At 64.8% G+C, this 24,563-nt stretch carries 24 protein-coding genes and 3 tRNA genes; 20 read left to right on the top strand and 7 right to left on the bottom strand.

What is annotated here, in order from left to right; all coding sequences use genetic code 11:
- The first annotated feature begins 34 nt into the window (after positions 1–34).
- The 9 genes from BOH68_RS15060 to nadA all read left to right on the top strand — a co-directional run bounded on the left by BOH68_RS15060 (position 35) and on the right by nadA (position 8,609).
- Positions 35–1,810 carry a DEAD/DEAH box helicase gene (locus BOH68_RS15060; protein ID WP_077380184.1) on the top strand — a complete coding sequence of 592 codons (1,776 nt, stop codon included), beginning with the start codon at positions 35–37 and terminating at the stop codon, positions 1,808–1,810.
- A 120-nt stretch (positions 1,811–1,930) separates the two neighbouring features.
- Positions 1,931–3,145, top strand: a complete 1,215-nt coding sequence (locus tag BOH68_RS15055) for a nucleotidyl transferase family protein (RefSeq protein WP_169477286.1) — start codon at positions 1,931–1,933, stop codon at positions 3,143–3,145.
- Between the two features lie 251 nt (positions 3,146–3,396).
- Positions 3,397–4,449: a segregation and condensation protein A gene (locus BOH68_RS15050; protein ID WP_077380180.1), complete on the top strand. Its 1,053-nt coding sequence runs from the start codon at positions 3,397–3,399 to the stop codon at positions 4,447–4,449.
- Positions 4,446–5,504, top strand: coding sequence for an SMC-Scp complex subunit ScpB (gene scpB / locus BOH68_RS15045; protein ID WP_077380178.1), 1,059 nt, complete (start codon positions 4,446–4,448; stop codon positions 5,502–5,504). The genes BOH68_RS15050 and scpB overlap by 4 nt, the downstream gene beginning before the upstream one ends.
- A gap of 290 nt (positions 5,505–5,794) precedes the next feature.
- The gene (gene rluB, locus BOH68_RS15040) at positions 5,795–6,655 is read left to right on the top strand and encodes a 23S rRNA pseudouridine(2605) synthase RluB (protein ID WP_240499734.1); all 861 of its coding nucleotides are present in this window, start codon (positions 5,795–5,797) and stop codon (positions 6,653–6,655) included.
- 258 nt (positions 6,656–6,913) lie between these two features.
- Positions 6,914–6,988, top strand: a tRNA-Lys gene (locus BOH68_RS15035).
- Positions 6,989–7,024: 36 nt separating this feature from the next.
- Positions 7,025–7,099, top strand: a tRNA-Lys gene (locus BOH68_RS15030).
- 16 nt (positions 7,100–7,115) lie between these two features.
- Positions 7,116–7,190 (top strand) — tRNA-Lys (locus tag BOH68_RS15025).
- A 360-nt stretch (positions 7,191–7,550) separates the two neighbouring features.
- Positions 7,551–8,609: a quinolinate synthase NadA gene (gene nadA, locus BOH68_RS15020; protein ID WP_077380226.1), complete on the top strand. Its 1,059-nt coding sequence runs from the start codon at positions 7,551–7,553 to the stop codon at positions 8,607–8,609.
- A gap of 111 nt (positions 8,610–8,720) precedes the next feature.
- Here the strand turns inward: nadA and BOH68_RS15015 are convergent, their stop codons facing one another.
- The gene (locus BOH68_RS15015) at positions 8,721–10,223 is read right to left on the bottom strand and encodes a M48 family metalloprotease (protein ID WP_077380176.1); all 1,503 of its coding nucleotides are present in this window, start codon (positions 10,221–10,223) and stop codon (positions 8,721–8,723) included.
- Between the two features lie 199 nt (positions 10,224–10,422).
- On the opposite strand from BOH68_RS15015, the gene BOH68_RS15010 reads away from it, so the two are divergent.
- Both BOH68_RS15010 and BOH68_RS15005 read left to right on the top strand, forming a co-directional pair.
- Positions 10,423–10,728 (top strand): sulfurtransferase TusA family protein, encoded by a 306-nt coding sequence (locus tag BOH68_RS15010; RefSeq protein WP_077380174.1) that lies wholly within the window; start codon positions 10,423–10,425, stop codon positions 10,726–10,728.
- Positions 10,725–11,819, top strand: coding sequence for an AI-2E family transporter (locus BOH68_RS15005; RefSeq protein WP_077380172.1), 1,095 nt, complete (start codon positions 10,725–10,727; stop codon positions 11,817–11,819). The genes BOH68_RS15010 and BOH68_RS15005 overlap by 4 nt, the downstream gene beginning before the upstream one ends.
- A 166-nt stretch (positions 11,820–11,985) precedes the next feature.
- Here BOH68_RS15005 and BOH68_RS15000 read toward each other — a convergent pair whose 3' ends face one another.
- Positions 11,986–12,462: a peroxiredoxin gene (locus BOH68_RS15000; protein WP_077380170.1), complete on the bottom strand. Its 477-nt coding sequence runs from the start codon at positions 12,460–12,462 to the stop codon at positions 11,986–11,988.
- A gap of 447 nt (positions 12,463–12,909) precedes the next feature.
- On the opposite strand from BOH68_RS15000, the gene dapA reads away from it, so the two are divergent.
- The 4 genes from dapA (at position 12,910) to purC (ending at position 16,512) form a co-directional block, all read left to right on the top strand.
- Positions 12,910–13,794 (top strand): 4-hydroxy-tetrahydrodipicolinate synthase, encoded by an 885-nt coding sequence (gene dapA / locus BOH68_RS14995; protein ID WP_077380168.1) that lies wholly within the window; start codon positions 12,910–12,912, stop codon positions 13,792–13,794.
- Positions 13,794–14,732: a hypothetical protein gene (locus BOH68_RS14990; protein WP_077380166.1), complete on the top strand. Its 939-nt coding sequence runs from the start codon at positions 13,794–13,796 to the stop codon at positions 14,730–14,732. The genes dapA and BOH68_RS14990 overlap by 1 nt, the downstream gene beginning before the upstream one ends.
- Positions 14,733–14,818: 86 nt before the next feature.
- On the top strand, positions 14,819–15,601 hold the full coding sequence (locus BOH68_RS14985; protein WP_077380224.1) for an MBL fold metallo-hydrolase: 783 nt from the start codon (positions 14,819–14,821) through the stop codon (positions 15,599–15,601).
- Positions 15,602–15,795: 194 nt separating this feature from the next.
- Positions 15,796–16,512 (top strand): phosphoribosylaminoimidazolesuccinocarboxamide synthase, encoded by a 717-nt coding sequence (gene purC, locus BOH68_RS14980; protein WP_077380164.1) that lies wholly within the window; start codon positions 15,796–15,798, stop codon positions 16,510–16,512.
- 141 nt (positions 16,513–16,653) lie between these two features.
- On the opposite strand, the gene BOH68_RS14975 is transcribed toward purC, so the two are convergent.
- Positions 16,654–17,232 carry an NADPH-dependent FMN reductase gene (locus tag BOH68_RS14975; RefSeq protein WP_077380162.1) on the bottom strand — a complete coding sequence of 193 codons (579 nt, stop codon included), beginning with the start codon at positions 17,230–17,232 and terminating at the stop codon, positions 16,654–16,656.
- A gap of 118 nt (positions 17,233–17,350) precedes the next feature.
- A complete protein-coding gene (tsaA, locus tag BOH68_RS14970) occupies positions 17,351–18,199 on the bottom strand; it encodes a tRNA (N6-threonylcarbamoyladenosine(37)-N6)-methyltransferase TrmO (protein WP_374700438.1) in 849 nt (282 codons plus the stop codon).
- A gap of 215 nt (positions 18,200–18,414) precedes the next feature.
- On the opposite strand from tsaA, the gene BOH68_RS14965 reads away from it, so the two are divergent.
- The 4 genes from BOH68_RS14965 to BOH68_RS14950 all read left to right on the top strand — a co-directional run bounded on the left by BOH68_RS14965 (position 18,415) and on the right by BOH68_RS14950 (position 20,979).
- A complete protein-coding gene (locus BOH68_RS14965; protein WP_077380220.1) occupies positions 18,415–19,083 on the top strand; it encodes a methylthioribulose 1-phosphate dehydratase in 669 nt (222 codons plus the stop codon).
- Positions 19,080–19,676: a 1,2-dihydroxy-3-keto-5-methylthiopentene dioxygenase gene (locus BOH68_RS14960; protein ID WP_077380160.1), complete on the top strand. Its 597-nt coding sequence runs from the start codon at positions 19,080–19,082 to the stop codon at positions 19,674–19,676. Before BOH68_RS14965 ends, BOH68_RS14960 begins: the two co-directional genes overlap by 4 nt.
- Positions 19,673–20,353: an acireductone synthase gene (gene mtnC, locus BOH68_RS14955; protein WP_077380158.1), complete on the top strand. Its 681-nt coding sequence runs from the start codon at positions 19,673–19,675 to the stop codon at positions 20,351–20,353. Before BOH68_RS14960 ends, mtnC begins: the two co-directional genes overlap by 4 nt.
- A 107-nt stretch (positions 20,354–20,460) precedes the next feature.
- Positions 20,461–20,979: a GNAT family N-acetyltransferase gene (locus tag BOH68_RS14950; protein WP_240499645.1), complete on the top strand. Its 519-nt coding sequence runs from the start codon at positions 20,461–20,463 to the stop codon at positions 20,977–20,979.
- A gap of 96 nt (positions 20,980–21,075) precedes the next feature.
- Here BOH68_RS14950 and BOH68_RS14945 read toward each other — a convergent pair whose 3' ends face one another.
- The 3 genes from BOH68_RS14945 to nadC all read right to left on the bottom strand — a co-directional run bounded on the left by BOH68_RS14945 (position 21,076) and on the right by nadC (position 23,664).
- Entirely contained in the window at positions 21,076–21,870 is a 795-nt protein-coding gene (locus BOH68_RS14945) for an SDR family NAD(P)-dependent oxidoreductase (protein ID WP_077380156.1), read from the bottom strand.
- Between the two features lie 160 nt (positions 21,871–22,030).
- The gene (locus tag BOH68_RS14940; RefSeq protein WP_077380154.1) at positions 22,031–22,690 is read right to left on the bottom strand and encodes a class I SAM-dependent methyltransferase; all 660 of its coding nucleotides are present in this window, start codon (positions 22,688–22,690) and stop codon (positions 22,031–22,033) included.
- Positions 22,691–22,800: 110 nt separating this feature from the next.
- The gene (gene nadC, locus BOH68_RS14935; RefSeq protein WP_077380152.1) at positions 22,801–23,664 is read right to left on the bottom strand and encodes a carboxylating nicotinate-nucleotide diphosphorylase; all 864 of its coding nucleotides are present in this window, start codon (positions 23,662–23,664) and stop codon (positions 22,801–22,803) included.
- A gap of 254 nt (positions 23,665–23,918) precedes the next feature.
- Here nadC and ampD point away from each other — a divergent pair, with 254 nt between their 5' ends.
- The gene (ampD, locus tag BOH68_RS14930; protein ID WP_077380150.1) at positions 23,919–24,530 is read left to right on the top strand and encodes a 1,6-anhydro-N-acetylmuramyl-L-alanine amidase AmpD; all 612 of its coding nucleotides are present in this window, start codon (positions 23,919–23,921) and stop codon (positions 24,528–24,530) included.
- Positions 24,531–24,563 lie beyond the last annotated feature (33 nt).

The following is a 24,563-nucleotide window of genomic DNA, read 5'->3' as shown; positions in this document are numbered from 1 at the left end:
GCCGGCCCACGTGTCCTTGCAGGGAACAGCCGGCATGTTTGAGCTACGTCCCTATCAGCAGGAAGCCGTCCGGCGCACCGTGGAGCATTTCCGCAAGAGTGACGAGGCGGCGGTGGTCGTGCTACCCACCGGTAGCGGCAAGTCACTGGTGATCGCGGAGCTTGCGCGTATCGCGCGCGGGCGCGTGCTGGTGCTGGCGCATGTGCGCGAGCTGGTCGAGCAGAATCACGCCAAGTACGAATCCTATGGCAAGGAGGCCGACATCTTCAGTGCCGGCCTCAAGCGCAAGCAGGCCGCGCGTCAGGTGGTGTTCGGCTCGGTGCAGTCGGTGGTGCGCAATCTCGCGGCCTTCACGCCAGGTGAGCAGACAGGTGCGTTCACGCTGCTGGTGATCGACGAGTGTCACCGGGTCTCGCTGGAGAAGGATGCCAGCTATCGCAAGGTCATCCATCATCTGCGTGAGCAAAATCCACGCCTCAAGGTGCTGGGGCTGACGGCGACGCCGTATCGCCTCGGGCAGGGCTTCATCTTCCATCGTCATTATCACGGCATGGTACGCGGTGATGACGACTGCTTCTTCCGTGACTGCGTGTTCGAGCAACCGTTGCGCCTGATGGTGCGCCAGGGCTTTTTGAGCGAGCCGCGGCGTGTCGATGTCGCCGTGGCGCGCTATGACTTCTCGCAGCTGGCACCGGGGATCGGCGGCAGCTTCCAGGAGGCCGAGCTCAACGAGGTGGTGCAGGGCTCACGCGCGACGCCAGGCATCGTGCTGGATATCGTCGCCCAGGCACGCGAGCGACGTGGGGTGATGGTGTTCTGCTCCACCGTCGAGCATGCCGAGGAGGTCACGGGGCTCCTGCCCAAGGGTGAGGCGGCGTTGATCACCGGTGAGACGCCCGGCGATGAGCGCGAGCGCCTGATCCATGCCTTCAAGGCGCAGCAGCTCAAGTATCTGGTCAACGTGGCGGTGCTCACCACCGGCTTCGATGCCCCGCACGTGGACCTGATCGCCATCCTGCGGCCCACCGAGTCCGTCAGTCTCTATCAGCAGATCGTCGGGCGTGGGCTGCGCCTGAGTCCCGGCAAGACGGACTGCCTGATTCTCGATTACGCCGGCAATCCCTGGGATCTCTACGCGCCGGAAGTCACCACACCCAAACCGGCAGGGGATACCGAGATCGTGCAGGTCGAGTGTCCCGTGTGCGGCAATGCCAATCTGTTCTGGGGGCGCAAGGATGGAGAGCTGGTGGTGGAGCACTTCGGGCGGCGTTGCCAGGGGCTGGTGGAGTCGCCCGACGGCGAGGGCAAGCCGCTGGTGCAGTGTGATTTCCGCTATCGCGCCAAGGCCTGTCCGCAGTGTGGCGAGGCCAATGACATCGCCGCCCGTCATTGTCACGCCTGTCAGGCGCGGCTGGTGGACCCGGATGACAAGCTGCGCGATGCGCTCAAGCTGCGTGATGCACGGGTGCTGCGCGTCAGCGGCTGGCAGCTGGAGGAGACGCGCAACGGGCGGGGACTGCCGCGTCTGAAAGTGACCTATTACGACGAGGATGGCACCGATCTGTCAGAGTGGTTCGCGCTCGAGACGTCCGCTCAGCGCCATGCCTTTCGCCTGAGTTTTCTCGCCCGGCACCTGCGGGCGCCGGGCAGTGACTGGGCGCCGAAGGACATCGCCGAGGTATTGGCCGGTGAGGAGCGCCTCAAGGCCCCTGACTTCGTCATCGGGCGCAAGAGCGGCCGCTACTGGCAGATCCGTGACAAGCTGTTCGATTACGCCGGGCGCTATCGCACCGGCATCGCGGCGGGGTGAGTCGTCTGCGTGACGCAGAGCATGACGCCTCCCGTACGAGACACGACGTCACGGGGATGCTGATCGGGGGCCGGGATTGTTAGACTGGCCGCTTCATACGTTTCAGGGAGAACTCACAAGGTGAGTGCCACCGATACCTCGGCCAGGCTGGTGTCCGGCTTACGCCCCAGCGGACACCTGACGCTCGGACACTATCATGCCGTGATCCGACGCTGGACCGAGCTGCAGTACCACCACGATGCCTATTTTCTGATCGCCGACTGGAACGCGCTGGCGGTCAGTGGGCATGCGCCCCATGAAATCGAGCAGTACAGCTGGGCCATGGTCATCGATTGCCTTGCCTGTGGGATCAACCCCAAGGTCGCCACCCTGTTCATCCAGTCGTGGGTGCCGGAGCTGACCGACGTGCACATGATCCTGTCCAGCGTGACGCCCAAGGCATGGCTGGAGCGTCTGCCCAGCTATCGTGAGATGGTGGCGGGACTCGGTGAGCAGCAGGGGGCCAGTTTCGCGATGCTGGGTGCCCCTCTGATGCAGGCGGCCGACATCCTGGCGCTGCGGGGCGAGGTCGTGCCCGCCGGACCGGAACAGCGTGCGCACATCGAGTTCACCCGCGAGGTGGCGAGGCGCTTCAACCATCGTTATGGACGCGACGCCGGCTTCGAGGAGCAGGCGGAGCGGGCCATCGCGCGACTCGGCAAGAAGAGTGGTCGCCTGTATCGCGAATGGCTGAGTGACTATCAGGAAGAGGGGGATCTTGAGGCCTTCGAGCGCGCGCGTGGACTGCTGGCCGAGACCAGCAAGCTCAACCGCAATCAGCAGGAGCGCCTGCTCGGCTATCTGGAAGGCGGCGGGCGTCGCATCCTCGGTGAGCCGGAACACTGGCAGGGGGACAGCCAGCCGCTGCTGGGCATGGAGCTCAAGACCCGGCTATCGTCGCATGAGGAGGCCATCTTCCTGCGCAGTGGGCGTGCCGAGATAGACGCCAGCGTGCGCGAGATGCCCACCGACCCCGCGCGGGTGCGGCGCAGTGATCCGGGCGACCCTGAGCGTTGCCCGCTGTGGAGTCTGCATGAAAGCTTCACTCCCGAAGCGGACCGCAAGTGGGCGGCCGCAGGCTGTCGTGAGGCCAGTATCGGCTGCCTGGACTGCAAGGGCTGTCTGGTCGAGCATATCGATGCCACCCTGACGCCGATCCGCGATCGCGCCGAGGCGCTGGAAGGCGAGCATGGCAAGGTACGTACCATGATGACCGAGGGTGCCGAGCGTGCCCGGGACACCGTTCGCGATACTCTGGATGAGCTGCGACGCGTGATCGGCCTCACCTATCGGTGATCCGTCTTGCACAGGGCGTCGCGAATCCGGCAGGTCCCCGCGCCACCATGACCTTCGACCTCATCGCGACTCTCGGTACCATCATGACTCTCGGTACCATCATGCTCTCGGTACCATCATGACTTGGGGGATGGGCCCTGAACGGCTAGAATGCCCGTCCCCCGGTCGCCGTACGGCTCGATGGTGCCTCCGACGACCCGGTGCATCCTCCGCCCTGGTTCTCCCGACTTCAGCCTCCTGCAGGAGACTTCATGAGCGACCTGCTCGATGGCGCCAGCTTTTCCCTGACCGATGGGCATCAGCCCGCACCGCTGATCACCGTACCTGCAGTGGGATCGGCCGTGCTGGCGCGCGTCAACGACACGCCGCTCACCGAGATGCCGCAGGATCTCTACATCCCGCCTGAGGCGCTGCGGGTCTTTCTCGAGACCTTCGAGGGGCCGCTGGATCTGCTGCTGTATCTCATCCGTCGTCAGAACCTCGACATCCTCGCCATCAACGTCGCGGCCATCACGCATCAGTACATCGAGTACGTCGAGCTGATGCACGCCATGCAGATCGACCTTGCCGGGGAATATCTGCTGATGGCCGCCATGCTGGCGGAGATCAAGTCGCGCAGCCTGCTGCCGCGCCAGCCGAAGGAGAGTGATGATGACGAGGAAGAGGACCCGCGCGCCGAGCTGATCCGGCGTCTGCAGGAGTACGAGCAGACCAAGCTGGCCGCCGAAGGGCTGGACGAGATGCCACGCCAGGGGCGTGACTGGTTCGTCGCCACGGCGGAGCTGCCGGAGCTGGAGACGCGTGTCGTCCACCCTGAAGTGGACCTCTCGGAGCTGCTCGGCGCGCTGTCCGGTCTCCTGCGTCAGGCGGATCTCGTCCAGGCGCACACCATCTCGCGTGAGGTGATGTCGACCCGTGAGCGCATGCTGGCGATCATGAATCTGCTGAGCCACGAGCACTTCACGCCCTTCGAGAGATTGTTCACCCTCGAAGAGGGGCGTGCCGGCGTGGTGGTCAGCTTCATGGCGATTCTGGAGCTGGCCAAGGAGGCGCTGATCGAGGTCGTGCAGAATGCGCCGCTGTCGCCCATTCACGTGCGTGCTCGTACGCCGGAGCCTGACAGCGAGGACGACGAGGACTGGCTGGCACTGGAATTCGCCGACGAAGACGAGGTGGCGGCCGACCAGGGGGCGTTCGATGACGCAGCGTACGATGACGCGGCGTTCGATGACGCGGCGTTCGAGGATGCGCAGACGTCACCTTCCTTCCCCCCATCCGACGAGCAGGAGAACGCGCCGTCATGAGTTCGCGCGATGCCCCCCTCGACCAGATCATCGAAGCGGCGCTGCTGGCTGCCGGTGAACCGCTGACGCTGGAGCGTCTGGCGGGATTGTTCGATGAATATTCAAGCCCCACCAAGCCTGCGCTGCGTGAGGCACTGGGCCGGCTGGGAGAGCGCCATCCGGCCGACGCCAGTGCGTTGGAACTGATCGAGACCGCCAGTGGCTGGCGGCTGCGTGTTCGCCAGCAGTTCTCTCCCTGGGTGTCACGGCTGTGGGAAGAACGCCCGCAGCGCTATTCTCGCGCTCTGCTGGAGACGCTGGCGCTGGTGGCCTATCGTCAACCGGTGACCCGTGGTGATATTGAGCAGGTGCGTGGCGTGACGGTCAGCTCTTCCATCATGCGTACCCTGGTCGAGCGCGGCTGGGTGCGGGTGGTCGGGCACCGTGACGTGCCGGGGCGGCCGGCGGTCTTCGCCACCACGCGCCAGTTTCTTGACGACTTCGGGCTCAAGACATTGGAAGAGCTGCCGCCGGTGCATGAACTGAAAGGCTTCGAAGGACTCGAACAGCTGGAAGCGGAGCTGTATGATGTGCCGCCCTCACAGACCTTGCCGCTGCCGGAAGATCCGGATGGCGAGGGCGACGGGGGGGCATCGGCCGATGATGCGCCGGATTCCGCTCCGTCAGGTCCCGATGCGACAGCCGCTGATGCGCCGTCAGCCGAGACTTCCTCGGACGAGACTTCTTCAAACGAGACATCGTCAGAGACGACGGGGGCTCAGGTGCCCGCCGACTGGCAGCCGCCGGAGATCACCGCCGAGCAGCTGGAGGAGGCGCTGAAGGCGCGCGCGCTCGATGTCGCGGATGATTCACCGAATACCGCAGGACCCTCCGCCTCACAGGCGGAACATGATCACGCCGGGATGGCGTCCACCGGCTCGGGGTTCGACTTCGCCACGATCGAAGCGCGCCTCAGCCAACGTTTGCGCGGTGCAGAAGATGAGGACGGGGCTGGCGATACGCCACCCAATGACTCCTCCGCTGCCGGGACCGTCGATGATGACGACCCTGCGTAAGCGAAATTCCTATTGATGAAATGGTTCATGTCATGAGCAAGACAGACACTGATAAGCGCAAGGCATCACGCCAGAACGACGGCAAGTCGACCACTGGCAAGGCCTTCGCGGGCGGCAAGGCGACGGACAGCAAGGCGGCTGGCAAGCACGCTGCCAGCAAGGACGGCGCACAGCCGCGTCGCGACATGGGCAAGTCCACCCGTGGCAGCAAGGCCAATGCCGGCAAGAAGCCGGCCGCCGCCGAAGCCCCGGAATTGCGTCCGCTGCCGCCGCAGGCCAAGGGCGACAAGCTGGCCGACGACGAGAAGCTGCAGAAGGTGCTGGCGCGCTCCGGTCTCGGCTCACGCCGTGAGATGGAAGTCGCGATCAGCGCTGGCCGCGTCAAGGTCAACGGCAAGGTCGCCCAGCTGGGAGACCGCGTCGGCCCCAACGACCAGGTCAGCCTCGATGATCGCCCGCAGAACCTCAAGGGCGCCGAGGAAAGTGCGCGCCGCGTCATCATGTACAACAAGCCGGAAGGCGAGCTGTGCACGCGCAAGGACCCGGAAGGCCGTCGTACCGTCTTCGAGCGTCTGCCGCGCCTGAAAGGTGAGCGCTGGATCGCCATCGGTCGTCTGGACATCAACACCAGCGGTCTGTTGCTGTTCACCACCGATGGTGAGCTGGCCAACCGTCTGATGCACCCGTCGACTCAGATCGAGCGTGAATACGCCGTGCGTGTCATGGGTGAGGTCAAGCGCGAGCACGTCGTCAACATGGTCAATGGCGTCATGCTGGAAGATGGCCCGGCGCGTTTCACCGACGTGCAGGAATTCGGCGGCGAAGGCATCAACAGCTGGTTCCACGTGGTGATCATGGAAGGCCGCAACCGTGAGGTTCGTCGTCTGTGGGACTCCCAGGGGCTGACCGTCAGCCGCCTGAAGCGCGTGCGCTACGGCAACATCTTCCTCGACAAGCGCGCTCGCGCCGGCGAGTGGGTGGAGATGGAGCAGAGCGAGATCGATGAACTGTCCACGCTGGCAGGTCTCGAGCACCGCAAGGCGCCGGCCCTGACGCCGGACGAGCAGAACCGCTGGAGCCGCGACAAGCAGAAGCGTCGTCCAGTGCGCGCCATGAAGAAGCCGCCGCAGCGCACACGCAAGCCGCGCTGAGGCTCTGCGGAGATCGCGTGCCTTGCGCCCGCCATCTCCGGCTGGCCTTCCGTGGGCCTGACGTGCATGTCAGTCTCGCCATGCCGTCGGCAAGTCTCGCAAGCCCGCGCCTGTCGCGGGCTTGCGTGCATCTGGACGGTGGATGGCGTGGGGCTCTCGGGGCGCCATGAGCGGTCAAGCTGGTCATTTGCTTGAAGTTTTTTTGCAAAAGACTTGCGTCGTCTCAGGAATGGCGGTATCTTACGCCCCGCTTCGCAAGGGTCGTTAGCTCAGTGGTAGAGCAGTTGGCTTTTAACCAATTGGTCGAAGGTTCGAATCCCTCACGACCCACCATTTCTCGAAATGGTCTCTTGCAAAGCACCCGGCGGCGGGTCGTTAGCTCAGTGGTAGAGCAGTTGGCTTTTAACCAATTGGTCGAAGGTTCGAATCCCTCACGACCCACCATCCGCCACCCAGTTTTGGGTCGTTAGCTCAGTGGTAGAGCAGTTGGCTTTTAACCAATTGGTCGAAGGTTCGAATCCCTCACGACCCACCAGATCTTGCCCCGTGCCTTCATTGGCGCGGGGCAATTTTTGTTATGCGTCAGAAAGATTCCGCGGCGTTGCCTCGACCTCACGCCCGGGTACCTGGCGTGAGGTCGACTGGAGCGGGGAGCGTGGCAGGCGTATCCTTGTGCGCGAGCCACGGCTCATGTCCTTCAGAGGATGACGCTCGACAGGACACCGCCAAGGGCGATAGACGCCCAAGGCACCAGTTGCAGTCTGGGGAGCCCAGCTGCAGCGCAAGGGAGGGCCGCCACGCGCCGTTCGTGCTCATGGCCGGGCCCTGACCCACTCAGCACAGGGGGAGCCCCTGTGGGCTAGGTGAGAGACACATGAACAGCCTGACAAATGCCATGCCGGGTCGTGAGGCCCACGATAGCGTCCGCGAGCAGGTGCGAGAGCACCTCGCCCGTGCGTACTGCCCGACCCGCCCCGCGGCAGGGGATGCCGCGCTGATCGCCGAGATCAAGCAGCTGCTCGTCAAGCGTGATGCCGTGCTGGTCGCCCATTACTATTGCGATGACGCCATTCAGCAGCTTGCCGAGGACACCGGCGGCTGTGTCGCGGATTCCCTCGAGATGGCGCGCTTCGGCGCCCGTCATGACGCCTCGACGTTGATCGTCGCCGGCGTGCGCTTCATGGGTGAGACCTCCAAGATCCTCTCCCCGGAGAAGCGCGTGCTGATGCCGACGCTGGAGGCGACCTGCTCGCTGGATCTGGGCTGCCCGGAAGACGAATTCGCCGCCTTCTGTGATGCCCATCCCGATCGTACCGTGGTCGTCTACGCCAACACTTCGGCGGCGGTGAAGGCGCGTGCCGACTGGGTGGTGACCTCCTCCATCGCCGTTGACGTGATCGAGCACCTCCACGCGAAGGGCGAGAAGCTGATCTGGGCCCCGGACAAGCATCTGGGCGCCTATGTGCAGAAGCAGACCGGCGCTGACATGCTGCTGTGGGATGGTGCCTGCATCGTGCATGACGAGTTCCGCGCCCAGGGCATCACCGACCTGCTCAAGGTCCACCCGGACGCCGCGGTGCTGGTGCACCCGGAATCGCCGCAGTCGGTGGTGGAGCTTGCCGACGTGGTGGGGTCCACGTCCCAGCTGATCAAGGCCGCCGTCGAGCTGCCTCACGAGCAGATGATCGTCGCCACCGACCGCGGCATCTTCTTCAAGATGCAGCAGGCAGCACCGGGCAAGCAGTTGTTCGAGGCGCCGACCGCCGGCAATGGCGCGACCTGCAAGAGCTGTGCGCACTGCCCGTGGATGGCGATGAATGGTCTCGAGAATCTGGCCGCGGTGCTGCGCCGTGATCCCGCCGAGGCCAACGGCGAGGAAATCTTCGTCGACGACAGCCTGCGTGAGCGCGCGCTCAAGCCGCTGACCCGCATGCTGGAGTTCAATCGTGGCTGATCACGCCGACGCCTGATCGACGAGAGGCGCTGCAGGCAGGCGACGCAAACCGCCGCACCCGAGGAGTCGGGGCGGCGGTTTCTCATTGTCGGCGTGAAGGGGCGGGGGAGATCAGAACGCTTCGATGGCGTTGCGATAGTCCTTGAAGTCCTCACGCCGCGCATTGATGCGATTGGCCAGCGCGAAGTCGTCTGCCTTGCGCGCCGCCTCATCGGCCAGTTTCAGCTGGGCGAAGGCACTGTCCATGCGTCCCTCGAGCTGCTCGAATTCCGCCCGGTACAGGAAGGCTTCGGCCTGATGCCCGCTGCGGCCACTGGCCTCGGCCGCCAGATTCCAGACCTTGGGATCATCGGGATGTTCGCGGCGCATGTCTTCCAGCTGTTGGCGTGCGCTGGCGGGGTCCTGCTGCAGCCTGACCTCGGCAAGTGCCAGGCGTGTCGGCAGGTAATCCGGCTGCAGGCGCAGCAGGCGTCTGGCGCGTTGCGTGGCCTCGTCATAGCGACGTGCATCCCGGGCGACCTCGATGGCACTGGCGCTGATCAGGGTGAGGTCGGGATGCTTGTCGTGCAGGCGGTCCAGCGCCGCGAGGGCGCTGTCGATCTCGTGATTCTCGGCGGCCGCCAGTGCCTGGTAGTAGGCGATGGCATCCGGATCGGCTGAATCCTCACGCAAGGTCACCAGCCCCTGGGAGGGCTGGCTCAGGTTGAGCGCCAGCAGGGCGCGGGCGCGTATCATCTCGTAGGCCAGCGTGCCCAGCGGATCAGGAGTCGCGGTCTCCAGAGCATCGGCACGCGCCTGGGTGTCACCGATACGTGCTTCGGTGACCGGGTGCGTCAGCAGGAATTCCGGCGCGTTGCTGCCCTGCAGGCTGGCCATGCGCTGCATGGCGCGAAACATGCGGGGCATGGCCTCGGGGTCAAAGCCGGCACGCGCCAGCGCCTCGATGCCGACACGGTCGGCCTCCTGTTCGAAGCGGCGTGAGTAGGCCAGCTGATCCGAGATCGCCGCCGCCTGAGTGCCGGCCATGGTCGCGAGACCGGCCGAGCCGCCACCGCCGGCCGCGATCACCATGCCGGCGAGAAAACCGGCCAGTGTCGGCAGGCGAGTTTCAGCCTGACGTTCCATGTTGCGGGCAAAGTGATGCTGGGAGAGGTGGCCCAGCTCGTGGGCGAGCACCGAGGCGAAGGCGTCGCGGTCCGGCGCGAAGGCGAACAGCCCCGTATTGACGCCGACCACGCCGCCGGGCACGGCGAAGGCGTTCAGCTGACTGCTGGCCACCAGGGTGATGATGAAGTCATTGCGGTCCAGCTCACTCCAGGGCGCCAGCTTGCGAACGATGCCATTGATCCAGTCCAGCGTGATAGGGTCATCCCATTCACGCACGTGGGCGCGGAACTGGCGCAGCCAGGCGCGTCCGATACGATATTCATCGTTGCTGGAAATGCCGCCGCTGGCGCTGCCCAGGTCCGGCAGTCCATAGTCGTTCTGCGCCACGGCGGGGGGGCTGGCCAGGGAGGCACCCATCAGCGTCAGGCTGAGCAGCAGGCTGGACAGGGTGACGCGTGTGGTGCGTGCGTGACGAACGCGACCGCTCAAGGGGGACAGCAACGACATGCAGGCAATCCTCTTCAATAAGGCACAGTCGGCCCGCACGACACATGAAGTGAGCCGGACTGACCTGGCGCCCCCTCACTCTCAGGGGGTGGCGGGGCGGAAAGTTGCTTTGTCAGGCAAGGTGCCCTTAAATCGGGGCGTTTTCAAGCTGCACCCTTCATGCGTGTGGCAGAACATCATAACGAGAACGGAAGGGCAGATGGCATTCGAACGACCTGGCGCTGAGACTGCGAATCCGACGGCTGATTCCACGGCCGATACCCACCTGACAACGCTCGATGCGCGCGGCCTGCACTGTCCGTTGCCGCTGCTGCGCACCAAGCTGGCACTGGCTGGCATGAGTGCCGGCGAGCAACTCGAGGTCCTCGCCAGCGACGCCGGCGCCTGGGGTGACATCCCCGCCTATCTGGCGCTGAGCGATCACGCGCTGGTCTCGCGTGAAGAGACGGCCGCGGGTGATTATCGCTTCGTGATCAAGGCGCTCACGGAGGATGACCCCTCATGACCATGAAGACCCTGTTGCGTGGCTGGTTGGAGCGCTATTTCTCCGATGAGGAGGCGGTGGTGCTGTTTCTGGTGCTGGTGCTGGTCTTCGCGGCCGTCATCTGGCTGGGCAGCATGCTGGCGCCATTCTTCACGGCCTTGATCGTCGCCTTCCTGCTGCAGAGCGGCGTGAGCTTTCTGGAGCGGTTCGGCTTGCCGCGTCTGGCCGCCGTCAGTCTGATGACGCTGGTGTTCATGGGCATCATGCTGGCCAGTGCGCTGATCCTGTTGCCGCTGGTCTGGCATCAGCTGGCCAATCTGATCCAGGAGATTCCCGGCATGTTCGCCTCGGGTCAGCGCTGGCTGGGCGAGTTGCAGCAGCGCTTCCCCGGCCTGATCACGCCGGAGCAGGTCCAGCAGTGGGTCGGCGCCGCCGGGCGTGAGCTGACCCAGTTCGGGCAACGTGCGGTGTCCCTGTCGCTGGCGTCGCTCGGCAACCTGATGGGCGTGGTGATCTATCTGGTGCTGGTGCCGATCCTGGTGTTCTTCATGCTCAAGGATCGCGAGCGGCTGGTGGAGTTCACGCTGGCATTGCTGCCGCGCAAGCGCCTGCTGATGAGTCGGGTGTGGAACGAGATGGATGACCAGATCGCCAACTTCGTGCGCGGCAAGGTGATCGAGATCGTCATCGTCGGTGGCGTCAGCTACGTCACCTTCGTCATCTTCGGATTGCCGTACTCGGCGCTGCTGGCCATCGTGGTCGGTTTCTCGGTGCTGATTCCCTACATCGGGGCGGCGGGGGCGACCCTGCCGGTGGCCGCCGTGGCCGGTTTCCATTTCGGGCTGGGCGATACCTTCATGTACGTGATGATCGCCTACGGCATCATCCAGGCGCTGGACGGCAACGTGCTGGTGCCGTTGCTGTTCTCGGAGGCGGTCAATCTGCACCCGGTGGCGATCATTCTGGCCGTGCTGTTCTTCGGCGGGATCTGGGGCTTCTGGGGCGTGTTCTTCGCCATCCCGCTGGCCACGCTGATGAAGTCGCTGCTCTACGCCTGGCCGCGTCGTTCCCGCGCCGAGGCAGGCCTGCCCGAAGAAGAAGTGCAGAGCTGAGCGCATGTCCCGGGCCTCGTCCCGTGTCGCCTGCATGAAAAAGCCCCGCCGATCGGCGGGGCTTTTTCATGGGCGAGTGGCGGCGTTTCACCGCCATGGCCCTCCAGCAGGACCCTTGCGCACAGGCAGGCCTTGACGCTCGGGGCTGGCAGCCTTCCGGCGAGCATCACTTGCCGGCGTCGAGCTCGCGGGCGGCGTCCAGCACTTCCTCGACATGGCCCTTGACCTTCACGCCACGCCATTCGCGCGCCAGATTGCCGTCGGCGTCGATCAGGAAGGTGGAGCGCACCACGCCGAGACTTTCCTTGCCCATGAATTTCTTCATGTGAATGACGTCAAAGATCTTGCACAGGGTCTCGTCCGGGTCGCTGATCAGCTCGAACGGGTAGCCCTGCTTGGCCCGGAAGTTCTCGTGGGTGCGCAGGCTGTCGCGGGAGACGCCGAGAATCACGGTGTTGGCCGCTTCGAATTCCTTGAGGTGGTCGCGGAAGTCACCGCCTTCGGTGGTACAGCCCGGCGTGTGGTCCTTCGGGTAGAAATAGATGACGGCTTGCTTGCCCTTGAGGCTCGCCGGGGTGACTTCGGTGTCACTGGTGGCTTGTGCGGTAAAATCGGGAATTGGCTGACCGAGGCTGACGCTCATCGTGCTCTCCTGGCGATGACTGACGGCCATGTGGCGGCTGACAGTATGGAATGAGGAAAAAAACCGGCAGTCATGGGCATCGCGCTTGCCCGGTTCTGCGGTATGTCCTGCATTACACGCAGGGCGCCCGAACTTGTCAAAGACGGGGCAGAACTCTTGTGTTTCACCGCCTTGGCGACCGGCGTCATCGGGCCCGTCCGGCGTGCATCTGTCCCGTGGACAGGCGAGGGAATCCATCGCTTTGCACAACCGGTGCAGATGGCGTCTGTACAGGCTTCGATGGTCTTTGTAACATCATCACCCTTGGCGCGACTCGCGTGTCGGCGTGCCCACGCAATCAGAGTCCTGCGTCAACCAATCTATGTCAGATGTCTGTCCCCGGGATCTGCTGTTTCAACAGCACAGGGACACGCCTGGCGCATCAGGCACCAGAGGAGAATTCGAGGGATGATCACAGGTAGCATTGTCGCACTGGCGACCCCGATGAAGGCCACCGGCGAGATCGACTGGGACGCCCTGCGCCAGCTGGTCGCCTTCCACCTCGAAAATGGCACCGATGCCATCGTCGCCGCCGGCACTACCGGCGAGCCGACCACCATGTCCTTCGCGGAGCACTTCGATGTGATCCGCTGTGTGGTCGAGACGGTCGCCGGCAAGATTCCGGTCATCGCCGGGACTGGCGCCAACGCCACCTCCGAAGCCGTCGAGCTTGCCCGTTATGCCAAGGAAGTCGGTGCGGATTACTGCCTCTCCGTGGCGCCGTACTACAACAAGCCGACCCAGGAAGGGCTCTATCAGCACTTCAAGGCCGTCGCCGAGCAGGCCGGCATTCCGGTCATTCTCTACAACGTGCCGGGTCGTACCTGCTCCGATATCTACAACGAGACGGTCTTCCGCCTCGCCGAGCTCGACAACATCGTCGGCCTCAAGGATGCCACCGGCAATCTGGAGCGTGGTCAGGAGCTGATCGACCGCCTCAAGGGCACCGATTTCGCGCTCTACTCCGGTGATGACCCCACGGCCTGCGACTTCATCCTGATGGGCGGCCACGGTGACATCTCCGTGACGGCCAACGTCGCACCGCGCCTGATGCACGAGATGTGCGCCGCCGCCGTCGCCGGCGATGCCGAGCGTGCTCACCAGATCAACACGCGCCTGATGCCGCTGCACTCCGCGATGGGCGTCGAATCCAACCCGATTCCGGTCAAGTACGCCATGCATCGCATGGCGCTGGCACCGGAAGCTGGCGTGCGTCTGCCGCTGACCTGGCTGTCCGAGCAGTATCACTCCACGGTCGATGAAGCGCTGCAACTGGCCGAGGTGCTCAACTGATGAGTCAGCGTCTTGTGCCACTGGCCCTGCTGACGGCTCTCGCGGTCGCCGGCTGCTCCAGTGATGGTTATTACTATGACCGCAACAGCGAGTATGCGGACGCCAGCATCGCGCCGCCGCTCGAGCTGCCCGAGACACGCAATCGCGCCGAATATCAGGACTCGATGCCGGTGCCACAGGCCAGCAGCGATTTCCTGGCCAGCGATGACTTCGAGGCGCCGCGTCCGCAGCCGCTGGCGACCAGCGAGAAAGGACAGCGTGAATTCGTCGCCCTGCGTCAAAGTGGCGATGCCCGCTGGCTGGCGGTGAATGCCGCGCCTGCGGCGGTCTGGACGCGCCTGCAGACCTTCGCGCGTGACCAGCAGCTGGACGTGCAGAGCATCGATGCCGGCAAGGGCGAGATCACCACCAGCCAGGGCGTGATCAGCGTCAATCAGGGCCTGCGTGCCGACGCCTCTGAAGTGCGTTGTCAGCAGGGCGGTGACGTCTCCGGCAGCTGCCTGAACGCGCTGCGTGGCTATCTGGCCGCCTCGCCTGCAGACAGCGGTGTCTCGCTGGCGGCGCAGTCGCTCAGCCGTGACGACCGGGTACGTCTGGAAGGCCGTGACGGTACCTGGCAGATCGACCTGGCACTGGATACCGAGCGCAGCTGGGCCGAGCTGCTCTACCAGCTGCAGAAGAACTTCAACACCGACTACCAGAAGCTGGTGGATCAGAACCGCTCACGTGGCGAATTCATGGTCAACTACATCCCGCGGGAAGATCGCGACGGTGGCTGGCTGGGGATCGGCGGGGATGGCGAGCCGCTGCCGATGGTGCTCACGCTGCGTGGCGAGCAGGATCATACGCTGGTCACAGCCAAGCGCGCCGACGGTGAAGAGACCACGCCTGCACTGGCCCGCGAGCTACTCGACGCCGTGGCGTCGACGCTGCGCTGAGCATGCTGCTTGATGCGTCTGCCGCCTCATTCGACCTTGCGTCGGATGAGGCGGCTGCGTTCTCGGCGCCGGCCCGCAGCGGCGTGATGTCGATGGCCTCGCTGGGCAGTGGCAGCAAGGGCAACGGCACGCTGATACGCACGCGCGAGGCGCTGGTGCTGGTGGACTGTGGCTTCACGCTCAAGGAGAGCGAGGCGCGTCTGGCGCGGCTCGGGGTGCATCCTTCGCAGCTGGATGCCGTGCTGGTCACCCATGAACATGGTGACCATCTGGGAGGCATCGGGCCGCTGGCGCGCCGTCATGGTGTGCCGGTGCATCTGACCACGGGCACCTGGCTTGCCGGCCGCGCGAAGAAGCTGGGCACGTTGCCGAGCCGTCATCTGATCACGCCGCAGCAGGAATTCGCGATCAAGGATCTCGAGATCCTGCCGGTGACCGTGCCGCATGATGCACGTGAGCCGGTGCAGTTCGTGTTCAGCCGACGTGGCGAGACGGCCACGCGGCGTCTGGGCGTGCTGACGGACCTCGGTCACGTCAGCGAGCACGTGCTGAGCTGCTTTGCCGACTGCGATGGTCTGGTGCTGGAGTTCAACCACGACCCGCAGATGCTGGCCAGTGGCCCTTATCCGCCCAGCCTCAAGCGGCGGGTCGGTGGACGGCTCGGCCATCTGGCCAACGCCCAGGCCTGTGCCGCGCTGCCGTATCTGGGGCTGGAGCGCCTGCAGCGGCTGGTCGCCTCGCACCTGTCGGAGAGCAACAATCATCCGTCATTGGCCCGGGAGGCACTGGCCCCCTGGCTTGCGGATGACGATAGCCGCCTGATCATCTCCGCGCAGGACAGTGGCTTTGGCTGGCAGGCCATCGCCTGATACTCATGACGCCCGGTCGCTTCGCGATCGGGCGTTTGTGATTCTGGATGAGCTGACCAGATGGACAGCTCTCGAATCACGCCATACACCAACGCCACGGTCCTTCTCGACTGGGCGTGACAGACTCAAGCGTGATCGATTCATCGTCGACCGCCTCAACACTCGACGCGACTAGCGTCATCAGGGGGAATCTCATGGAAAAGCGTGAAGAGCTCTACGCTGGCAAGGCCAAATCCGTCTTCGTCACCGACGATCCGGATCTTCTGCTGCTGGAATTCCGCGACGATACCAGTGCCTTCGACGGCAAGCGTATCGAGCAGCTGGACCGCAAGGGCATGGTCAACAACAAGTTCAATGCCTTCATCATGGAGAAGCTCAAGGCGGCCGGTATCCCGACCCACTTCGAGCGTCTGGTCAGCGACAACGAGTGTCTGGTCAAGCGTCTCGACATGATGGCGGTGGAGTGCGTGGTGCGTAACATCTCCGCCGGCTCACTGGTGCGTCGTCTGGGTGTCGAGGAAGGCCTCGAGCTCAATCCGCCGACCTTCGAGCTGTTCCTCAAGAACGACGAGAAGGGCGACCCGATGATCAACGAATCGTTGGTCGAGACCTTCGGCTGGGCAGAGCCCAAGCACCTGGCGCGCGCCAAGGAACTGACCTTCCAGGTCAACGACATCCTCAAGCAGCTGTTCCTCGATGGCGGCATCCTGCTGGTCGACTACAAGCTCGAGTTCGGTGTCTTCAAGGGTGAGGTCGTGCTGGGTGACGAATTCTCGCCGGACGGCTGCCGTCTGTGGGATGCCGAGACGCGCGAGAAGCTCGACAAGGACCGCTTCCGTCAGGGGCTGGGCGGCGTGATCGAAGCCTACGAGGAAGTCGGCCGTCGTATCGGGATCGATTTCACGGCGTGAGCATGGCGTGAGGCCGCCGCCTCACTCACGATGCACGCATGAACGAGACGACCCTCCTGCCAGTGGCAGGAGGGTCGTCTCGTGTCAGAGGTTTGCATGTGCAGAGGTTCGCATGTGCAGAGGTGAAGCGGTATGGAGGCGTTACCCGTGGCGCAGTCTCGCCAGTTCGATCACCTGCTGTGCGACACTCGCCAGCGCGTGATCCTGACCTTCGTCATCCAGGCTGCCATCCTCGCGAAAGGCACTGCCTGCCCGGGATACCGCGATCTGCTGGGGAGCGACCAGCATGCCGAGGTTGTTCAGATAGAGTCGCACGAACGGCAGGGCGCGCATGCCGCCCATCCCGCCCGGGGACGCCGAGACGATGCCGACCGGCATGCCGCGCAAGGCATCCATGCCGCTCTGGCCTTCGGTGTCCGGACGCGACAGCCAGTCAAAGGTGTTCTTGAGCAATGGGCTGAAGAAGCCATTGTATTCCGGGGTGGCCAGCAACAGCCCCTGATGGCTGGCAAACAGGGCCTGCAGACGGTCTGCACTGGCAGGACGCCCGTTGGCTTCTTCGCTGTCCCCATCGTAGAGCGGCATCGGGAAGTCGTTGAGGTCGAGCAGGTTGATCTCGGCTCCCTGATCGCCGGCCAGATGGGCGAGGCGAGTGATCAGGCGCCGATTGACGGAGGCCTTGCGGGTACTGGCGGCAAAGGCAAGTAGACGAATACTCATGCGGCGGACTCCCGGTGGAACACGTGAAGATGCTGGAATGCACGCCCAGTATGGTCAGGAGTCGTGACGGTTCGCCAATGCAATCTGGCATTGTCCTGATCTGGCGCCGCTCTCTCGTTCAGCTGGCCACGATGGCGGCGACCTGCATCGTCAGACTGCCGTCGGGTTGGGTGTACGCCGTGAAGCGCACATCCACGTCCACCAGCTGCACGCCATATTGACGCTTGCCATCGGCAGTCTTGGCTGCGTGGTAGGCGGGGCGCGGGTCCTGGGCGAGCACTTCCTCGATCAGCGCGCGCAGCGTGGCACTGTCGGAGCGCTGTTCAAGCTGCTGCTCGGCCTCGTCACTGAACATGACGGCATGGCGTGGCGGCGGGGCAGGCGCGTAACCGGCACGTGCCTGGGGCACGGCATCGACCCACGGCAGATAGGGCTTGATGTCCATCACCGGCGTGCCATCCAGCAGGTCATGGCCGCGCAGCAGCAGACGCACGCCGCTGGCGCCTGTCTCGACGCCTGCAAGCTCGACTACCGACTGGCCCAGTCGGTTGGGACGATGGGTACTGCGCGAGGCGAACACGCCGGTGCGTGCATTGCCACCCAGGCGTGGCGGGCGGATCAGCGGCGTCCAGCGTGTGGGGCTGGCGTGGAACAGGAAGTGGATCCACAGGTGGCTGAAGCCGTCGATGTCGCGCACGCAGTCCGGGTCATCGAAGGGCGGCAGCAGGTGCAGGATGGCGGTGGCATGGCGTGCCAGACCCGGCTGGCGGGGAATGCCGAACTTGTCCGGGTAGCAGCTCTCGATGATGCCCACCGGCTGCATGGTCTGTTGCCCCAGTGTCATGGCCTGCTCACGCAGATGAGGGGGCAGCAGCGGCATGCGTCTGGCCAGTGCGGCATCGCTCATCGGGCGCTCGGTCGTGTCGGCGGTCGGATGGGGGCTGGCGGGCTGATCGGAAGAGGACATGGCAAGACCGTGGCAGAGGCTGAAGTGATGACGGGGCAGGGTGTCGTGTGACATCCCGGGCCGCCATGATGCCATGCTCGTCGTCGTACGGCATGACTGGTCTCGCCGGGCTGGCTTGTGTAGTCTGCCGCGAGAGCAGTGCCCAGCGGCACTGAGTCGTGATGCTGGCGTCGGAGCGAGAGCGCTCCACGCGATTCTTGAGGGCCAATCAGACCATGTCAGACCCCATCGCCATTGCCGCCACCGCCGATGGCCTGCAGCCGACGCTGGATCTTGATCATCTGGCGCAGGCGAGCCAGCAGTTGATCGAGGCCGGGCGCGCACTGGACGCTGCCGGTCAGGTGCCCGCCACGGGCGGCAACTTCTCCTGTCGCCTCAGTGATCGCCTGATGGCGGTGACTGCCTCGGGCTGCCACAAGGGCCGCCTGACCAGTGGCGATATCCTGGTCAGCGATTTCGCCGTCAGATTGCTGGGCACCTCACGCAAGGCCTCGGACGAAGCACGCCTGCATGGCCAGCTCTACGAGGATCTGCCGCAGGCGCAGGCGATTCTGCATACCCACTCCAGGGCCGCCACCGTGCTGTCGCTGTGTCATGAGGGCGACACCCTGAACCTAGAGGGCTTCGAGCTCAACAAGGCCCTGGAAGGTATCAAGAGCCATGAGACGCCAGTACGTCTGGCGGTGTTCGACAATACTCAGGACATCGATGCACTGGCGCTGGACGTGCGGGCCCGCCTCAAGGCGGATGCCGGCCTGCATGGCTACCTGATCCGTGGTCATGGCCTCTATACCTGGGCCAGCAGCATGACGGCCTGCCGCCAGCATGTCGAAGCGCTCGATTTCCTGATGGGCTGTGAACTGGAACTGAGGAGACAGCGATGAGCTTTCTGGCCATCTACGCCGAACAGGACGCCTCGCGTCCGCAGTTGATCACGACCGATGGCGCGCGGATCGCCAGCGAACTCGAGGCCGAAGGCATCCGCTTCGAGCGCTGGACGGCGGGCTGCGAGTTGCGTGATCCCACCGACCAGGCTCAGGTGCTGGCGGCCTACGCCGACGATGTCGCGCGTCTCAAGCTGGAAAACGGCTTCGTGACCGCCGACGTGATCGGTCTGACGCCGGATCACCCCGAGCGGGAAGCGCTGCGGGGCAAGTTCCTCGATGAGCATCGCCACGCGGAGCACGAGGTGCGCTTCTTCGTGCGCGGCAGCGGCATCTTCTACCTGCATCTGGGTGAGCGGGTGCTGGCGGTCGGTTGCGAGAAGGATGACCTGATCGCCGTGCCGGCCGGTACCGCGCACTGGTTCGACATGGGACCGACGCCGGACTTCACCGCCATCCGCCTGTTCACCAATCCGGAGGGCTGGGTCGCCAACTTCACCGACAACGACATCGCCGCCCGCTTCCCGCGTCATGAAGCGCTGGCGGAACACTTCACCCAGACTGCCGCCCCGCATTCCCAGGAGTCCGCATGATTCGCGCCATCGTCACTGACATCGAGGGCACCACCGGCTCGATTCGCTTCGTGCATCAGGTGCTGTTCCCCTATGCGCGCGCCAATCTGGGCGATTTCCTGCGCGCCAATGCCGAGCGCGATGATGTCGCCGAGCAGCTGGCAGCCACCCGTGAGCTGGCCGAGGCGCCCGAGGCGGACCTCGAAACCGTGATCGGCATCCTGGAAGGCTGGATCGATGCCGATCGCAAGGCCACGCCACTCAAGGCCCTGCAAGGCATGGTCTGGGCGAAGGGCTACGCGGACGGCGACTTCACCGGCCATGTGTATCCCGATGCCGTGAAGGGATTGCGTGACTGGAAGGAACGCGGGCTGTCCCTGCATGTCTATTCTTCAGGCTCGATTCAGGCGCAGAAGCTGCTGTTCGGTCACTCGGATGCCGGGGATCTCACACCGCTGTTCGCGGGCTACTTCGATACCACGACAGGGCCGAAGCAGGAGGCCGAGAGTTATCGTCGGATTGCCGCGCAACTGGGCCTGCCGGGTGCCGAGATCCTGTTCCTGTCCGATGTGGTGGCTGAGCTCGATGCCGCCGCGGCCGCCGGCTTCCAGACCTGGCAGCTGGTCCGTGAGCCCGGCATGGTCACGGGGGATCACCCTCAGGCCAGTCGCTTCGATGAAGTGTCCTTCAGCGGGTGAGAGGTAGTCGCTGATCAGGCGTCTCTCGACACCCTCTGAGCCACCGCGAGTCAGCCGCATTCCCGAAAGCGAATCGCCCCGTCCCGGGGCACAAGGAGGACCTACGATTGCACAGCCAGACCGATAGCCGCGCAGCAGCCTCGCGCATCAGCATCGTGACCGCGCAGCCGCGCCACGCCGCGGATCAGGCCGAGGTGTTCTATCAGGCCGTGATGCAGGGGGCAGCCAGTCACTATGATCTGGCGCAACGCCAGCAATGGGCGTCCCGTGTGCCCAGAGATGCCGAGCGCTGGGCGGCGCGCCAGCATCGCTTCGAAGTGCTGGTGGCCGAACGGGACGGGCGCTGCATCGCCTTCTGCGAGTATGCCCCTGAATGGCCGCTGGCCCGGATCGAGATGCTCTACGTCTACCCGGGGCTGACCGGGCAGGGGATAGGCACCCGCTTGCTGGAGGAGGCCGAACAGGACCTTCGCCGACGCAAGGTGCGGGTGGTGAGTCTGGAGGCCAGTCTGATGCTGTCGCCAGGGCTTGCACGCCGCGGCTGGGAGAGTCTGGGGCTTGAGCACGTCAAGCGAGGCGGCATCTGCCTCAAGCGCGAGCGCTTCGAGAAACGTCTCGACGAGTGACGCGTGCGTCACGGTGATATCGGACATGAAGACGCCCCCACCGGTCACCCGGTGGGGGCGTCTTGCGTTCGACAGGGTAACGGACCTGGCTGGCGATCAGGCCATGGTATCGACGATACCGCCTTCCACCCGCAGCGCGGCACCTGTCGTGGCACTGGCCTGCTCGGAGGCCGCGTAGACGCTCATGTTGGCGACTTCCTCGGGGCTTGCCATGCGCTGGAGGATGGAGGTGGGGCGGGTCTGCTGGACGAAGTCAGCCTCGACCTCCTCAAGCGTCCTGCCTTGCTCCTCGGCGTTCTTCTTGAGCATCTCGAGCACGCCCTCGGAGCGGGTCGGCCCCGGCAGGATGGCGTTGACGGTGACCTGCGTGCCGGACAGCACCTTGGCGAGCCCGCGTGAGACGGACTGGACGGCGGACTTGGTCATGCCGTAATGGACCATCTCGCTGGGGATGTTGAGCGCCGACTCGCTGGACAGGAACTGGATGCGCCCCCAGTCGCGCTCCTTCATGCCGCGCGCATAGTGGCGGGACAGGCGTACCGCCGACATCACGTTGACCTGGAAGAACTGCTCCCAGGTGTCGTCGTCGGTCTCGAAGAAGTCCTGTGGGGCGAAGATGCCGACATTGTTGATCAGGATGTCGGTGTCCGGGACGGTCTGGATCAGCGTGTCGCAGCCTTCGCGCGAGCCCAGGTCCGCGGCCACGCCCTGTACCTTGCTGTCAGGGACATCACGCTTGAGCTGGGCGATGGCGTCATCGACACGTGCCTGGGTACGGCCGGTCAGGGTGACGCTGGCACCCGCGCGGGCGAGTCCCGTCGCGATGGCAAGGCCGATGCCGGCGGTGGAACCACTGATGATGGCGCTGCGTCCGTGTAGATCAATCTGCATGCAACCTCCTTCACGGCAAGCGACGGCGTTCGCACACGATGGCCTGGCACCTGGGTGAGTGCCGGGACAACGGTCACGAATCGGCTCGCTGCTGTCATCTGGATGTCCTTGTTGCGTGGCGGTGCCGGGCGCGCAATGCAAGGGGCAGCGCCGGTGCGGATCAGATCTTGCGAAGGTGCATGTGACGCAACAGGCCGCCAGGCCCGAGGTCGCGGTCTTCCATGCGCTGTATGGCATGCCCTTCCAGCAGGCCATCGAGAGGCACGCTGAGATTGGTGGCCAGCAGGCGGGCCAGCGGATTGAGCAGCCGCCGGATCACCCCGGCTGGCTGTTGACCGCGCAAGCCCTTGTCGAGCAGGGACATCTCGCCGTCTGATGCCAGCACGCGCAATGCTTCATCGAAGGCTGTCTGCGGTTCTGGCACGACCGCGAAGATCAGGTGGGCGATCACGACGTCAAAGTGGCCATCGGGAAAGTCGAGTGCCATGGCATCGCCCAGCTTGACGTTGGCATCGAAGCCCAGCGCCTCGGCGCGCTCGCGGCAGCGGCGCAGCATGGCGGGCGAGGCATCGACCACCTCAAGCTCGATGTCACGGGGCAGGAAGGGCAGGTCGAGCCCGGTACCGCCGCCGAGCAGCAGCACGCGAGTCCCGGCTTTCAGGTCCAGTGTCGCGATGGCGTCTCGGCGTGCCGAGCGCAGGACACGCGCTGCCACGCGGTCGTAGATCGGTGCGTAGAGGCTCCAGCGGCGGGTCTGCCAGCGTCCGCCTGACACCGTGGAGGCGGCAGGCGGACGCTGATGAGGAGATGGCGAGGACATGGGGCGCCTCCCTGGCGGTATGGCAAGGCGTCATGAAGATGGGCCGGCGTCACCGGTGGCATCAGCAGGACAGGAGCTGACCAGCAGGAAGGCACTCACCTGTCATCTGGCTAGCGGGTCTCGACAGTGTAGATGCGCATCGACAGGTCGATGGCCGTCACGTCCTTGGTCAGCGCGCCGATCGAGATGCAATCCACGCCGGTGGCGGCGATGCCGGCCAGGGTGCTCTCGTTGACGTTGCCCGAGGCTTCCAGCACGGCTGGCTGGGCATGCGCCTTGTTGCGCGCGACGGCCTCGATGAGCTGATCGTTGTTGAAGTTGTCGAGCATGATGACGTCGGCACCGGCATCCAGCGCCTGTTCCAGCTCCGCGAAATTCTCGACTTCCACTTCGCAGGTCAGGTCCGAGGCGATATCGCGTGCCTCACGGACGGCGGCCGCGATGCTGCCACAGGCGGCGATATGGTTTTCCTTGATCAGGAAGGCGTCATACAGGCCGATGCGATGATTGTGGCCGCCCCCGCAGCTGACGGCGTATTTCTGGGACACTCGCATGCCGGGCAGCGTCTTGCGGGTATCCAACAGACGCACGCCGCTGCCTTCCACGAGTGAAGCGTAGTGGTGGGCGCGGGTCGCGGTGCCGGACAGCGTCTGCAGCAGATTGAGTGCTGCGCGCTCTCCGGTCAGCAGCGAACGAGCGGGGCCTTCCAGCTCAAGGAAGGGCGTGTCGGCCTCGAGTCGGTCACCATCGCTGGCCAGCCACTTGAGACTGACACGCGAGTCGAGGCGACGAAAGAGCTCATCCACCCAGGGCACGCCGCACAGAATGGCCGCCTCACGGCTGATCACCCGGGCCTTGGCCCACTGTCTTTCGGGAATCAGCTCGGCGGTGATGTCGCCACCGCCAACATCTTCGGCGAGCAGGCGGGCGGCGCTGGTGCGGATATCCTCGGCGAGGGCGTCGTGGAAGTTCATGCGCGTCTGATCCTTGTGCAAGAAGTGCTGCCGGAGCTGGTATCGCGCCGCAGGAAGCCCCCCGACACAGACCCATGGCTGCCGAGCATGCCATAATGTGCGCCATTATAGGAAAAGTCGCGCGGGCGGTCAGTCCCTGTGTGCGATACCGGTGCGATATCTCGCCTGACGGTGCACCGGGCCGGCAGGATCACGATCAGGCCGTCATGAAACTCACGCCCCGCGTGCAATGTCGTTCCCGTCTGGAGTCATCGATGCCCCCCTCGTCTTCCTCCCCATGGTCGGGCCAGCTGGCGCGACTGGCCGTCACCCCTGAGCACTGGCTGGAAAATGCCCGTCAGGTGCCGTCGCCCAACCACAATGCGCGTCCCGAGGGCGAAGTGTCGGCATTGGTGCTGCATTCCATCAGCCTGCCACCGGGGCGCTTCGGGGGGCCGGCCATCGAGCAGCTGTTCACCAATCAGCTCGACCCCGGTGCCCATCCCTACTTTGCCGACATCCATCATCTGCGCGTCTCGGCGCATGTGCTGATCCAGCGTGATGGTCGTCTGGTGCAGTTCGTGCCCTTCGATCGTCGTGCCTGGCATGCGGGGCGGTCGCGCTGGCATGACGGAGCGCGTGAGCGCGTGGAGCTCAATGACTTCAGCATCGGCATCGAGCTCGAGGGCGATGAGGTGCACCCCTACCGCGAGGTGCAGTACCGGACGCTGGCACGGACGGTCGCCGGCCTGATTGCCCGCTACCCGGCGCTGACCCGTGAGCGCATCACCTCGCATGCGCGGATTGCGCCGTTGCGCAAGACGGATCCTGGTCCCGCCTTTGACTGGGCTTACTTCGATCGCCTGCTGGACGACATTCAGGACTAAGGTCGCAAGTGCCTCGCGATGGTGCAATGCAGC

Origin of the sequence: Cobetia sp. MM1IDA2H-1 (assembly GCF_002916775.2) — a bacterium.
GTDB classification, from domain to species: Bacteria; Pseudomonadota; Gammaproteobacteria; order Pseudomonadales; family Halomonadaceae; genus Cobetia; species Cobetia marina.
The sequence above is the reverse complement of the archived record's forward strand: the minus strand, read 5'-3'. Positions and strand labels throughout refer to the sequence as shown.

Excerpts from the sequence above, each read along its gene's own strand:
- BOH68_RS15060 (WP_077380184.1), top strand. The coding sequence starts at position 35 with ATGTTTGAGCTACGTCCCTATCAGCAGGAAGCCGTCCGGCGCACCGTG.
- BOH68_RS15050 (WP_077380180.1), top strand. The coding sequence starts at position 3,397 with ATGAGCGACCTGCTCGATGGCGCCAGCTTTTCCCTGACCGATGGGCAT.
- scpB (WP_077380178.1), top strand. The coding sequence starts at position 4,446 with ATGAGTTCGCGCGATGCCCCCCTCGACCAGATCATCGAAGCGGCGCTG.
- nadA (WP_077380226.1), top strand. The coding sequence starts at position 7,551 with ATGCCGGGTCGTGAGGCCCACGATAGCGTCCGCGAGCAGGTGCGAGAG.
- BOH68_RS15015 (WP_077380176.1), bottom strand. The coding sequence starts at position 10,223 with ATGTCGTTGCTGTCCCCCTTGAGCGGTCGCGTTCGTCACGCACGCACC.
- BOH68_RS15010 (WP_077380174.1), top strand. The coding sequence starts at position 10,423 with ATGGCATTCGAACGACCTGGCGCTGAGACTGCGAATCCGACGGCTGAT.
- BOH68_RS15005 (WP_077380172.1), top strand. The coding sequence starts at position 10,725 with ATGACCATGAAGACCCTGTTGCGTGGCTGGTTGGAGCGCTATTTCTCC.
- BOH68_RS15000 (WP_077380170.1), bottom strand. The coding sequence starts at position 12,462 with ATGAGCGTCAGCCTCGGTCAGCCAATTCCCGATTTTACCGCACAAGCC.
- dapA (WP_077380168.1), top strand. The coding sequence starts at position 12,910 with ATGATCACAGGTAGCATTGTCGCACTGGCGACCCCGATGAAGGCCACC.
- BOH68_RS14990 (WP_077380166.1), top strand. The coding sequence starts at position 13,794 with ATGAGTCAGCGTCTTGTGCCACTGGCCCTGCTGACGGCTCTCGCGGTC.
- BOH68_RS14985 (WP_077380224.1), top strand. The coding sequence starts at position 14,819 with ATGTCGATGGCCTCGCTGGGCAGTGGCAGCAAGGGCAACGGCACGCTG.
- purC (WP_077380164.1), top strand. The coding sequence starts at position 15,796 with ATGGAAAAGCGTGAAGAGCTCTACGCTGGCAAGGCCAAATCCGTCTTC.
- BOH68_RS14975 (WP_077380162.1), bottom strand. The coding sequence starts at position 17,232 with ATGAGTATTCGTCTACTTGCCTTTGCCGCCAGTACCCGCAAGGCCTCC.
- tsaA (WP_374700438.1), bottom strand. The coding sequence starts at position 18,199 with ATGTCCTCTTCCGATCAGCCCGCCAGCCCCCATCCGACCGCCGACACG.
- BOH68_RS14965 (WP_077380220.1), top strand. The coding sequence starts at position 18,415 with ATGTCAGACCCCATCGCCATTGCCGCCACCGCCGATGGCCTGCAGCCG.
- BOH68_RS14960 (WP_077380160.1), top strand. The coding sequence starts at position 19,080 with ATGAGCTTTCTGGCCATCTACGCCGAACAGGACGCCTCGCGTCCGCAG.
- mtnC (WP_077380158.1), top strand. The coding sequence starts at position 19,673 with ATGATTCGCGCCATCGTCACTGACATCGAGGGCACCACCGGCTCGATT.
- BOH68_RS14945 (WP_077380156.1), bottom strand. The coding sequence starts at position 21,870 with ATGCAGATTGATCTACACGGACGCAGCGCCATCATCAGTGGTTCCACC.
- BOH68_RS14940 (WP_077380154.1), bottom strand. The coding sequence starts at position 22,690 with ATGTCCTCGCCATCTCCTCATCAGCGTCCGCCTGCCGCCTCCACGGTG.
- nadC (WP_077380152.1), bottom strand. The coding sequence starts at position 23,664 with ATGAACTTCCACGACGCCCTCGCCGAGGATATCCGCACCAGCGCCGCC.
- ampD (WP_077380150.1), top strand. The coding sequence starts at position 23,919 with ATGCCCCCCTCGTCTTCCTCCCCATGGTCGGGCCAGCTGGCGCGACTG.